Raw genomic sequence first — 12,798 nt, forward strand, 5'->3', positions numbered from 1 at the left:
AAATGATATCCACAGGATTGTAAATAATTTATAAAAACTTTGCGTCCTTTGCGAAAAGCTTCGCGCTCTTTGCGTGAAACATATAATTACCCATTCCACTCAAAGTCCGTAAAGAGATTTAAGCTAAGGTCGCTATGATATTATACTGCTTAGAAACTAAGGGCGTAATTAATTATGGAGTTTACAGAATAATTATTTGCATTCAACACAATTAATACCTTACAACTTATAATCGTACTTATGTTCTAATTCATTTTTAATCCCATATTGTAATCTCTATATTTGTAAAACTGAATTAATGTAACGACAATAAAGCATATATAATAATGTCTGGGAAAAATATTAGAACACTGTCATATCGTAAAGGTATGGACGACAATCTTTTCGATAATATTTCGAAGCTATCTGTTGTAGCAGATTCGGAGGAAGGATTGAAAGAACTGGCATCCGATTTTCACATTGGTGAATCGGTAGTATTGGGAACATCTACTTTTTACGATTTTCTAAAGCCGGAAAATATAAATAAGAAAGTACATATTTGTAATGGTACTGCCTGCTTATGTGCCGGCACTCAGAAAAATTTAGCCGATAAATTAGGAGTTCATTTCAAAGAGGACGAAATAGGCCATGCAGCTTGTTTGGGACATTGCCACAGTAATTCGGCTTTTATGTACGACGATAAAACATATTCGGCCAATTCTGAAGAGGAGATAAAAGAGATAATAGACACAAAAAAATCGAAAGAAAATAAATATTCAACCGGTCATAATTCTACTCCTGTTTTAAGTTCTGAAATTGGAAATGTAGGCGATTACTACGAGCCTATAACTAAGTGGATTGGAAAAAAAGATGAAGTAATTAAACAGTTGCAAACGTCCAATTTAAGGGGTAGAGGTGGAGCCGGATTCCCTTTCTTTTTTAAACTGGATTCAGCATCAAAAACCGAAGAAGGTCAAAAATACATAGTTTGTAATGCCGATGAAGGTGACCCGGGGGCTTATTCCGACATGTATTTATTGGAGCAACACCCTCACAAGGTACTTTATGGTATGATGTTATCGGGAATAACAATTGGAGCAGATACCGGAGTACTTTATATAAGAGGAGAGTACCCAAATTCAATAAGAAGAGTTGAAGAAGCGATAGATGAATTGACTATAAGAAATCTGCTGGGAGAAAATATTCTGGGAATAGAAGGATTTAATTTCAATTTCAAAATTATTCGCGGTCAGGGAGCATATGTTTGTGGTGAGGAAACAGCACTTTTAAACTCGATAGAAGGTTTGAGGCCGGAGGTTAGAGTACGTCCCCCATATCCAACAGTAGAAGGCCTTTATGGCAAGCCAACTGTTTTGTCGAATGTAGAAACATTTGCAAATATAGGATGGATACTTGATAATGGTGGCGAAGCTTATGCGGCTTTGGGAACGGAAAAATCCAAAGGGACCAAACTTGTTTCTTTGGATGGATTTTTTAATAATCCCGGTGTATTTGAGATAGAAATGGGTACACCTTTAAAAACTATTTTCGAAGAGTTTGGAAAAGGATTTAAAGCTGATATTAAAGCTATACAAATAGGCGGTCCCTTGGGCGGAATTGTTCCTGTTGAAAAAATTGAAGACCTCACTCTGGATTTTGAGTCGCTTGACGAAAACGGATTCTTGTTGGGGCATGCAAGTTTTGTTTCCATTCCAAAGGATTTTCCGATGATTAAATTTATCGATCATCTAATGAAGTTTACTGCAGATGAATCATGTGGAAAATGTTATCCGTGTAGAATTGGATCGAAAAGAGGTCACGAAATGCTAATAAAAGCACAAAACGAAGATTATAAGATAAACAAAGAACTTTTCAATGATCTTTTGGAAACTTTAGAGATTGGATCGCTGTGTGCATTAGGAGGAGGAGTACCATTGCCAATTAAAAATGCAATGATGTATTTCGAAGATGAATTGAATGATTATTTTATCTAGCTGTAAAGAAAATTCATGAATTTTCTTTACATACAAATCAATGAACTTTGCTAAAATTATGAAAGCATATATAAACAACGAAGCCCACGAAATTAAGAAAGGCGAAACAATATTGGAATTTGTCAGAAGGATCAATGGTCGTGATTCAATTCCAACGATGTGTCAGGCAGATAATTTAGAAAATTTTGGATCCTGCCGTGTGTGTTCGGTTGACTTGGCATTACAAAAAAACGGACCTGCAAAAGCAGTTGCTTCTTGTCATACTCCGGTAGCCGATGGTCAGTATATTTACCCCGATTCGGAGAGAATATTAAAATTGAGGAAAAATATTACCGAATTGGTACTAACAGACTATCCGGCTGACAAAATAAAGGCTCCCGAAGGAAAAAAAGCTACGGAGTTCCAGAAAACAATCGAACAAATAGGTGTTTTTGAAGTGAGATATCCCGAGGGAGAAAATCATTTTTACCTGGAACCGGATACTGCCCATCCATATATAAAATCAGATCTTTCGCAATGTATTAACTGTTATCGTTGTGTGCGTGCCTGTGAAGAAATTCAGGGGGAAATGATACTTGGAATGTCGGGGCGAGGTTTTGCAAACAGTATAATTAAAGGTTTTGACACAACTTTCGATTTATCAGCATGTGTTTCATGTGGAGCCTGCGTTCAAACCTGTCCAACTGAAGCACTCACTGATAAGTACGAAACCAAAACAATTGCAGCCGATAAAGTTGTAAGGACAACCTGTACTTATTGTGGTGTTGGATGTCAGCTTGATGTATCGGTAGTAGACGGAAGTATTAAAGGTGTTCAGGCACCAGTTGATGCAGAGGTTAATTTTGGTCATACATGTGTAAAAGGACGTTTTGCTTTTGAGTTTTACAATCATCCCGACCGAATCAAAGAACCTATGATTCGCAAAAACGGTAAATTGGAGGAAGTAAGCTGGGATGAAGCATACGATTATATTGCAGATAAATTAGTCTCGGTAAAATCAGAGTATGGAGCCAATGCTATAGGAGGTATTTCTTCTTCAAGGGCAACAAATGAGGAAAACTACCTTATGCAGAAGTTTATAAGGGTGGTTATTGGTACAAACAATATTGACGGTTGTGCAAGGGTTTGTCATGCCCCAACCGCTCATGGAATGCAACAGGCTTTTGGTACAGGAGCGGCAACCAATTCTATTGAAGACATCACTAAAACGGATGCATTCCTGGTAGTCGGAGCCAATCCAACACACGCTCATCCTGTTACAGGGGCTAAGCTAAGACAGGAGTTTATGAAGGGTAAAACATCAATCGTTATAGATCCTGTGAAAACTGAATTGGCAAAGATTGCAACTCATCACCTTCAGTTAAGGCCGGGTACAAATGTTGCTACATTGAATATGTTTGCCTACTATCTTATAAAAGAGGGCTTTGTTGATTATGACAGTGTAGAGGCCAGAACCGAAGATTTCGAAGAGTTTAAAAATAATATACTCTCAATCGATATATCTAAGCTTGAAGAACTTACCGGATTGTGTTCATATCAGGTGAAAAATGCTGCCATAGACTATGGAAAAGCCGAAAGAGCAATGGAATTCCATGGATTGGGAGTTACCGAACATTATCAGGGCAGTAAAACAGTAATGCTACTGGCAAACATTGCAATGATGACCGGCAATATTGGTAAAAGAGGTGTTGGGTTAAATCCATTACGTGGACAAAACAACGTTCAGGGAGCAGCCGATATGGGCGTACAGCCACATCAGGGAGCAGGATATCTTGATATAAACGATATAGAAATTCAAAAATACTATGCCGAAAAATACGGTGTAGAAAAAATGCCAGAAAAGGAAGGTTTAAAGATTCCGGAGATGCTTAATGAAGCAATAGACGGTAAATTTAAAGCCCTTTGGATAATGGGAGAGGATACCCTGATGACAGATCCTAACACTAAGCATATAGAAAAGGCTTTTGCCAACCTCGATTTACTTATTGTACAGGAATTATTTATGTCGGTTACTGCCGAGGCTGCAGATGTTGTTTTACCGGCTTCGTCTTACTTTGAGAAGAACGGAACCTTTACCAACGGAGAAAGAAGGGTTCAGCGAGTTAACAAAGTTGTAGACCCGATTGGAAATACAAAATCAGATGGTCAGATAATGGTCGATATAATGAATAAAATGGGATACCCTCAAAAAGGTTATGACGCCGAAATTTTGCTTGAGGAAATTTCTGATGTCGTACCATTCTTTAAAGGAATTACCTGGGACAGATTAGGAATAAACGGGCTTCAATGGCCTGTATCTGAGGATGGAACAGGTACAAAGATTCTTCATGAGGAAACTTATAAACGAGGTAAAGGACGATTCCATTATTTCGACTTTCAGGAAAGTCCCGAATTGTTGGAGCACTCGCAAAAATATCCGTTTATTTTAACTACCGGCAGGATGTTGGAGCATTACAATTCTGGAACAATGACACGTAGAACCGATAATCAAAAAATTGCTCCTACCGATTATCTGCAAATAAACCCGGAGGATGCAAAGCTTAAGGGAATTGCAGATAAGGAAAAAATTAGGATTTTTTCTGATAGAGGCGGAGTTGAAATTATTGCAAAAATATCGGAAGATGTCGATAAAGGAGTTGTGAGAACCACATTTCATCAACCCGAAGTTTTCATTAATATGATAACCGGAAATGTTGGAGATATGGAAACACTTACACCTGAGTACAAGGTTGTAGCGGTTGATTTTGAAAAATTGAATTAAACTGAGAAAAAATTGTTTACTATAAAGTCCGGTGTTTTATTAATGTCGGACTTTTTATTAAAAACATAGCTTAAGTAGGGTATATTCAGTTGCTAACTAATTAAGTAGCCGTATATTAATATATTAACAATATTTAGAATACTATTTATGTAGGATTTTCTTTGTTAAAAAATAATTTATTATCTTTATTTGTGTAAACAAATTATCTTAATCAAATCTTACTAACTATGAGAAATTTACTGCTTGTAATAGTCTTTATCTTTATTGGATCGGGGCTATCAGCACAGAATAACGAAGCGGATTACCTGGAGCTACAAAAAGAGACTCTAAAGGTTGAAAAGAAAGCTCTTATTGCCGATGCAATGATCCTTACCAACGAAGAGAGTGAAGTGTTTTGGCCGTTATATGACGAATATAATGCTAAGAAATTTGAACTTAAAAAAGAATTTTATTTTTTACTTAAAAGCTACTTCGAATCAACAGAAGAACAGTTAACTGATAAGGAAGCTACAAAAATCTGGAAGAAAAAGATTCAGTTGAATGCTGATTTAAATAAGCTTGAGAAGAAGTACTTCAATAAGATGATAAATAAACTACCTCCTGTAAAGGTTGTTAGATATTTTCAGGCAGAAAATAAAGTAGATGCTTTAATTAGTGCAGAATTAGCATCAGAAATTCCTCTTCTTGGCGATCTTGGACAATAGTATATTTAGTATATAATATATTATACAATACCCCAATTCAATGGTAGTAATTAACTATTAGTGAATTGGGATTTTTTTTTGGAGTAATTATTTAAGAGTATAAGCCATAAAAACGCCTAAATAATTACCAATTATATATCCAATTATTCCAATGGTTATACCGGGGAAAACAATGTTTTTATTGTTTAATGCTCCTGCCACAACCGGTACAAATGGAGGGGACATACTTAATGCAGTAGCAGTGATAATTGTGATGTCAGAATCTATACCAAATATTTTTGCAAGGATAATTTGTAGAGCAAAAGTTGTAAACATTGCCCAAGTAACATAGTAGAGTAAATTTAAAGTTTCAAACCCGATTGATTCAAGGTTTACCATTGATGCAACTACGATGCTAAACACCAAAATTAAATACATGCCAATGGAGAAACTTTGTTTTATATTATTAACAGGTTTGTAGAAAGACAGCATTATACTAAAGGTTGTAATACTTAAAATTGCAACGGTTGTACCGTACTCTTCCGGAAAGAGCTGGCTTAATCCGCCTCCGAAACCGAATATCACTATTGAAGCACTAATTGCCAGGATAGATTTTTTTCTTTTTCCTGAAGAAAAATTTGCAATAATATCTATTTGCTCAAGATAGTTTCCTGAGTAGCTATCATAGCCTGTTGCAGTTGAATGTTTGGGAAGGAATTTGTTCAACAGTTTTTGAGCTATTGTTAAAAAGAATAATAAATAAAATACTCCTATAAGTAGGTCAGTTGAATGTACTAAGATATAAGTAGAAGAATCTATATTCAGGGCTGCTTTTATTGAAGCTAAATTAGGTGTACCACCGGTATAAACTCCTGTTAGCAGACCTGCAACTTCATTACCTTTTGGAGAATTATGCATAAACAGGTAATAACCGGAAACTATGCTTATGATAATCGATATCAATCCTATTAATAATGATTTAATAAAGTTTTCGGCTAAATTTTTAACAGCTTTAATATCTGTAGAGAACAGTAATAAAGGAATAGAGATAGGAATAATAATCGTATTTAAGAGATTTTGAAGTTCTAATACATTATCAGGAAGTATCCCTGATAATGCCAGAAGGATGCCAAAAATGTAACTTAAAACTACTACCCCAATCTTATTTAGAATTTCAATTTTCTTTGAAAGCCAGATCAGTAATGCCGGAGTAACAAAGTATATTGTTATTATAATAAATTCATTCATAATTGTGATTATATTGCAATTAAATATGTCATTTGTAAAAATATATAAATGATTCACTTATCAAATTGAAAATAAGAAATGATTACTGAAAGTTATAAACTTATAGAAGTAACAGATAAACAAACCGAAAAGCTGTTTCTATACGGGGTCTATCATATTTACGACAATGATGATAATTGGGTGCCTACCCTGGATATAGATATAAAGAATCATTTTAATATTAAGAAAAACCCGCTTTTAATAGATGGAAAGGCAAAGCGTTGGATAATTGTTGATAGTAGTTCTAAGGTATTGGGTAGAATTGCAGCATTCTTTCACCCCGATAAGGCTGATGTTTACGGTATGGTAACCGGAGGGGTTGGGTTTTATGAAAGCATTGACAATTTGGAAGTTTCATATCTTTTGTTTAATACTGCGATTAACTGGCTAAAAGAGTTTGGAATTGAGGCAGTAGACGGCCCCATTAATTTAGGTGAAAATTTTAATAATTGGGGCTTATTATATGATGGTTATGTACAGCCAATGTACGGAATGCAATATCATCCTAAATATTATAAGAAGCAATTTGAAGAGTTTGGTTTCAAAATTTTTTATAAACAATATTCTTTCCGTATGAATACCAATAATGTCCCTGATAGAATGTTCAGAATAGGGAAGTGGGTTGATGAAAAGAAGAGGTTTAGAGCACGACATTTCAAATTTTCCGAAAAAGTGGATTTCAGTAATGATCTGGCAGATGCTTTTAATGTTATCTGGTCATCATTTAAGAAAGATTTCACATCTATTACAGGAGATGATATCTTAAAAATGCTGGAGGAGGCAAAGTTCATTTTAGACCCAAAGTTAGTTTGGATAGTTTACGATGGAAGTAAGCCTATTTCTCTAGCAATAATAATCCCTGATGTAAACCAGCTTATTAAAAGGATTGATGGAAAGTTAAGCTTCAGTAATATTATTAAGCTTTTGTATTATAAAAGAAAGAACCCTATTAACAGAGTCAGGTCGTTGGTTATAGGAGTAGCTCCGGAATATCAGAAGCACGGGATAGAAGCACTTATATTTTATAAAATAAATAAAGTATTCAATAAATCGCAGTATAAGGAAATTGAGTTCTCCTGGATAGGCGATTACAATACAAAAATGCTGAGAACAATAGGTGATATAGGGCCTAAAAAGGTATCAACGCATGTTACATATCGCTATTTACTCGACAGGAAAAAGGAGTTTGTCAGGTACCCGATTGACAATTAATAATATTTGTGTGAGTTCGACGGGAAGTTTATGCACCTACAGTGAGGTTAATAATACTGCCTTAGCGGGATTTTTGTTTTGATTACGTTTTGCGTAATGTTTAAAAAAATAACTAAACATCTTACATTTTGTGAAAGACTAAAAATTGGTATAATTATAAAAATAAAAAAGACCATCGTTACGATGGTCTTTTTTATATCTAAAAAATAAATTTCTTTATTTATTGGCCGATTTAATATAATCCTCAAGAGCCATTGTCATTGAAGGAGTATTAGGGGTAGGGGCCTTAATTTCAACTTTTAACCCTAATTCTGAAGCTGCTTTTAATGTTGTAGACCCAAAAGTGGCAATTCTGGTATTATTCTGCTTAAACTCAGGGAAGTTTGCAAATAAAGACTGAATCCCTGACGGGCTAAAGAATACCAGGATGTCGTAGGTCACCTCATCCAGGTCAGATAAATCACTGTGTACAGTTTTAAATAAAATCCCTCTTGTCCATTTTATTTTTGCTTCGTCAAGCTGCGTTGGAATATCCGGTTTTAAAACATCGGAAGAAGGTAATAAAAATGTTTCATCCTTATGCTTCTTCATTAGTTTCATAAGATCGCTAAACAATCTTTTACCAACATAAACTTTACGTTTTCTATAAACGATATATTTTTGAAGGTAGAAAGCAACTGCTTCCGACTGACAGAAATATTTTAATGAATCCGGCACCTGATATCTCATTTCTTCAGCTATTCTGAAAAAATGGTCTACAGCATTTCTACTGGTAAGAATTACAGCTGAAAATTCACCAAGATCAATTCTTTGTTTTCTTACTTCTGCAGCCTCTAGACCTTCCACATGTATGAATGGTCTGAAATCAACCTTTATTCTCTGATTATCGGCAAGGTCAAAATAGGGAGACGACTCTGTCTTAGGTTCCGGTTGAGAAACCAAAATAGTTTTTACTTTCATCAGCTTACATCATAATTTTAATGTTCTGATGGCGTTTTAGGTATAGTATATTCATGGTTAATTTGAAAATATTATAAATTAGTGGACTAAGTCACTAATAAAACACCACGTTTTAAAATTTAATTTCTCTACTTGTATTCAAGTATTTAAAAATCAACATTTAACATTAAAATTGCGAATTTCACATATATTAATGAAGGTGCGATTTCCAGTGCGCAAAGATATAAAATAATATGATAAATCGAATAGTTATTTTTTTCAACTATTTGATAACTAGAAAAAAGGTAACCAAAAACATAAAATGTAGCAAACACTGATATTAAGACTAGCAGTGTAATATTTGGAGGAAGACTTGAGAATTGATGTAATGCTATGAGAATCAACATGATAATAGATGTTAGATTCCTAAAGCTGATTTTGTAAAACAAAAATTCACGTGAATTTTTAATGTTAAATAGAATGGAATTAAATAAAAGAGATATTATTCCTTTTAATAAATAGTACAGTAAAAAAAGAATAATTATAGTTAAAAACGCTTTAAAATCATATTCAGGAAATAGCCCGGGAAAATAGTGTTTTGCGAAATAAAAGAATATCAACCCAAATGAAAATAAATTGATCGGCAGAAAAATTATATTGAATGTATTTACGATTAAAGGAGAGTATTTTTTATAATTAGAAAAATACTGATTGTTAAAAAAACCAAGAATCAAAGCTCTAAACCGCTTTTCATACATGAAGTTGTTTAAAGCCAGAAGTGCAAAAATTGAAATTATAACGATACTTATCCAATCGTATCTTAACATTTTAAATATTAAAATGGAATTAAACATATACAGCCCTAAGCAATAGCTTTTTTAATTATAGAATTTGAATTTTTCAATTTTCCATCTGGTGAAAAATTGATCTTGCAAATATATAAGTTAGATATAGTAATATCAGCCATATTGCATTTAATTTCTAAATTATTGAATTTACCACTCTAATTTTTATATATATTCGCATCATGATACTTGTTACAGGAGCTACAGGTTTGCTTGGTGCGCATTTGCTTTACCATTTATTGCAAACAGAGGATAAGGTAAAGGCCTTGTATCGCGGTAAAAGTAAGTTGCAAACTGTAAAAAACGTTTTTTCTTATTATTGCGATAAACCACAACAGTTATTTGATAAGGTTGAATGGGTTGAAGCCGAAATTTTAGATGTCCCTTCACTGGAGGAGGCATTTGTCGGTGTGACTAAAGTTTACCATGTTGCAGCTGTAATAGCCTTTGATACCGAATCGGAGAAATTAATGAATAAGGTAAATATAGAAGGTACTGCCAATGTTGTTAACATGTGTCTTAATAATTCTATCGAAAAACTTTGTCATGTTAGTTCTGTTGCAACTTTGGGAAAAACCTTAAATGGGGCCGAAATTACCGAAGATAATCAATGGAATCCTGATGCTGATAACAGTGGCTACGCTATTTCGAAAAATGGAGCAGAAATGGAGGTGTGGCGTGGAGTAGAGGAAGGGTTAAATTCGGTAATTGTAAATCCTTCTATTATCCTGGGACCCGGTTTCTGGAATTCAGGCACCGGAAATTTTTTCCCGATGGTAAAAAAAGGAATGAAGTTTTATACCGAAGGGATGAGTGGCTTTGTGGGGGTCAATGATGTAGCAAAAATCATGATAGCCCTGATGAATTCAAAAGTGAAACACCAAAGGTTTATTGTTAGCTCAGGAAATTTAAGATATAAAGATATTTTTACATCTATAGCCGATAACCTTCAGGTTAGTCCTCCAAAGTTTAAAGCAATGAAATGGATGCTTTCAATAGCCTGGCGTGCTGATCTCCTAAAGAGTATTGTTTTTGGAACCGAGCATAAACTAAGTAAGTATTCTGCCAGAAGTTCTGTAAATACCAACCGTTTCAATAATGGTAAAATAAAAGAAGAACTTTCATTCTCATTTCAAAAGATGGAGGATGTTATTAAGGAGGTCTCAACTATTTTCCGAAAAGAACATCAATCCTGAATCAGTTATCGAAATAATTGATGTATAATTTCGATATTATTCAATGGGCTGACAAAACATGATTTTTATCCTTCATTTGTTTTGTTACTAATGATACATTTGTTTGTTAAGTAATTTGATATTAAACTATAGAAACATGAAAAGAGTTATATTATTATTCGTTTTAGCATTAGGTGTTTTGTCATGTAATAATGATAACGATAAGGCAAAAACTGAGGAAAATTCAAATATAGAGAATAAAGAGCAGGCAGTTTTAAGTGTCGATCAGCTTTTGGAACAGAAAGAAACACTGGTTGATAAAGAAGTTGTATTTAAAGGTACTGTTGATCATGTGTGTAAACATTCGGGTAAAAGAGCCTTTGTTTTTGGCAGTAGTGAAGACTTAAGAATAAAGATTGAAGCGGGAGGTGAAATTACCGGATTTGATGCTGAGTTAATCGGCGGGGATATTGAGGTTAAAGGCACATTGAAAGAATTCCGTATTGATGAGGCTTATATTAATCAGCTCGAAGACGATATGAAAGAGGAGCACGATGGTAAAGGTGATGGAGAAGGACATGAAGAGGAGGAAGAGCAGCTTAAAAAAGAGGAACAGGTAAAAAAATTACGTCAGGAACTGGCTTTAACCGATAAAGGTTATAAATCGGTATATCACGTGGACGGTATTTCTTTCAGAAAATTAGACTAATATAATTATTATTGAATCAAAGTCTTTTATATGAATTTAGAGAAGTATAAGAAAAGAAAATGGCGTGTTTGGTTTCGTGTTATTCACCGGGACTTGGGTTTTTTAATTTTTTCTTTAATTGTGATGTATTCAATATCAGGAATTTCCCTCAACCATATTGAGGACTGGAATCCGAGCTATATTATTTCGAAAGATAGAATCGTACTAAGTGAACAGCACTCCAAACTTAGCATGGAAGAGTTGGTAGATGAGATTGCTCCACACCTGGATTATAAAAAACATTTCATCAGAGATGATGGTTCTGTAAGGGTTTTTGTTAAAGGAGGTACTGTTGATATAGTTAATAATACGGCCGTTGTTGAGGTGTTGAGTAAAAGGCCTTTTTTCTATGAGTTTAACTTTCTCCATTATAACAGGGAAAAGTTATGGGTATGGTTTTCCGATGTTTTTGCAGTGATTTTAATTATTGTTTCCATTACCGGACTGTTTTTGGTAAAAGGAAAATATGGAATCACAAAGTATGGATTATATTGGACCGTGTTAGGTTTACTGATACCTGTGGTATTTTTGATGTTGGTTATTTAATTAACAGGAATCTTGCAACCTGAGTTTTCAGTGAAAAACAGACTATTAAATTAAACTCCGAGTATTTCTTTTTTTAGAGCCTCAACATTTTTCTTTGAGTTACCAACAAAAATTTTATCATCAATAATTGCAACCGGCCGATTGAGAAAAGTATAATCACTCAGGATATACGATCTGTAATCATCCTCGCTTAATTTCTTGTCCTTTAAGCCCATCTCCTTGTATTTCCGGGCTCTTTTGCTAAAAAGACTTTCATAAGATCCGGATAGATCCCTCATAACGTCTAGTTGTTCACCGCTTATAGGAAACTCTTTAATTTCCTGCATTTCAAATTCATCAATAGGAGAAATTTCCTTTAGGATTCTCTTATTTGTAGAACATGTTGAGAGGTGATATATTTTTTTCATCTGTTAATAATTTTATGTTTTGGTCACCTGCCTGACTGCGTTTTGCAGGCAGGGATGGTGTTCGCAAAACAAAATTTTAACATTCCCCTGTGGGTCAAAATTGTTAAAATTATGTCATGCTAGTTTCATCTGTTAATAATTTATATGTCTTGTATGCTGATATTGTATTTACAAGTGCAAGTTTCTAAAATATTTTCAACTATTGAAACAATTAAATATTGA

Annotated in this window: 10 protein-coding genes; 7 read left to right on the forward strand and 3 right to left on the reverse strand. The window is 34.2% G+C overall.

Annotated features, from left to right (window positions below):
• The first annotated feature begins 326 nt into the window (after positions 1 to 326).
• From ABFR62_09595 to ABFR62_09605, 3 genes are all read left to right on the forward strand, one after another.
• On the forward strand, positions 327 to 1,973 hold the full coding sequence (locus tag ABFR62_09595; GenBank protein ID MEN8138676.1) for an NADH-ubiquinone oxidoreductase-F iron-sulfur binding region domain-containing protein: 1,647 nt from the start codon (positions 327 to 329) through the stop codon (positions 1,971 to 1,973).
• Positions 1,974 to 2,031: 58 nt separating this feature from the next.
• Positions 2,032 to 4,734: a formate dehydrogenase subunit alpha gene (gene fdhF / locus ABFR62_09600; GenBank protein ID MEN8138677.1), complete on the forward strand. Its 2,703-nt coding sequence runs from the start codon at positions 2,032 to 2,034 to the stop codon at positions 4,732 to 4,734.
• 227 nt (positions 4,735 to 4,961) lie between these two features.
• Positions 4,962 to 5,438, forward strand: coding sequence for a hypothetical protein (locus ABFR62_09605; GenBank protein MEN8138678.1), 477 nt, complete (start codon positions 4,962 to 4,964; stop codon positions 5,436 to 5,438).
• A gap of 87 nt (positions 5,439 to 5,525) precedes the next feature.
• Here the strand turns inward: ABFR62_09605 and ABFR62_09610 are convergent, their stop codons facing one another.
• Positions 5,526 to 6,665 (reverse strand): DUF819 family protein, encoded by a 1,140-nt coding sequence (locus ABFR62_09610; protein MEN8138679.1) that lies wholly within the window; start codon positions 6,663 to 6,665, stop codon positions 5,526 to 5,528.
• Between the two features lie 78 nt (positions 6,666 to 6,743).
• Here ABFR62_09610 and ABFR62_09615 point away from each other — a divergent pair, with 78 nt between their 5' ends.
• Positions 6,744 to 7,916 (forward strand): GNAT family N-acetyltransferase, encoded by a 1,173-nt coding sequence (locus tag ABFR62_09615; GenBank protein ID MEN8138680.1) that lies wholly within the window; start codon positions 6,744 to 6,746, stop codon positions 7,914 to 7,916.
• 216 nt (positions 7,917 to 8,132) lie between these two features.
• On the opposite strand, the gene ABFR62_09620 is transcribed toward ABFR62_09615, so the two are convergent.
• Positions 8,133 to 8,876: a uroporphyrinogen-III synthase gene (locus ABFR62_09620; GenBank protein ID MEN8138681.1), complete on the reverse strand. Its 744-nt coding sequence runs from the start codon at positions 8,874 to 8,876 to the stop codon at positions 8,133 to 8,135.
• A 1,006-nt stretch (positions 8,877 to 9,882) separates the two neighbouring features.
• Between ABFR62_09620 and ABFR62_09625 the strand changes: the two genes are divergently transcribed.
• The 3 genes from ABFR62_09625 (at position 9,883) to ABFR62_09635 (ending at position 12,169) form a co-directional block, all read left to right on the forward strand.
• Positions 9,883 to 10,896, forward strand: coding sequence for an NAD-dependent epimerase/dehydratase family protein (locus ABFR62_09625; GenBank protein MEN8138682.1), 1,014 nt, complete (start codon positions 9,883 to 9,885; stop codon positions 10,894 to 10,896).
• 136 nt (positions 10,897 to 11,032) lie between these two features.
• Positions 11,033 to 11,584 (forward strand): hypothetical protein, encoded by a 552-nt coding sequence (locus tag ABFR62_09630; GenBank protein ID MEN8138683.1) that lies wholly within the window; start codon positions 11,033 to 11,035, stop codon positions 11,582 to 11,584.
• 30 nt (positions 11,585 to 11,614) lie between these two features.
• The gene (locus ABFR62_09635; GenBank protein ID MEN8138684.1) at positions 11,615 to 12,169 is read left to right on the forward strand and encodes a PepSY-associated TM helix domain-containing protein; all 555 of its coding nucleotides are present in this window, start codon (positions 11,615 to 11,617) and stop codon (positions 12,167 to 12,169) included.
• A 50-nt stretch (positions 12,170 to 12,219) separates the two neighbouring features.
• Here ABFR62_09635 and ABFR62_09640 read toward each other — a convergent pair whose 3' ends face one another.
• The gene (locus ABFR62_09640) at positions 12,220 to 12,576 is read right to left on the reverse strand and encodes an ArsC/Spx/MgsR family protein (GenBank protein MEN8138685.1); all 357 of its coding nucleotides are present in this window, start codon (positions 12,574 to 12,576) and stop codon (positions 12,220 to 12,222) included.
• Positions 12,577 to 12,798: the final 222 nt, after the last annotated feature.

The organism is Bacteroidota bacterium (genome assembly GCA_039714315.1).
Taxonomy (GTDB): Bacteria; Bacteroidota; Bacteroidia; order Flavobacteriales; family JADGDT01; genus JADGDT01.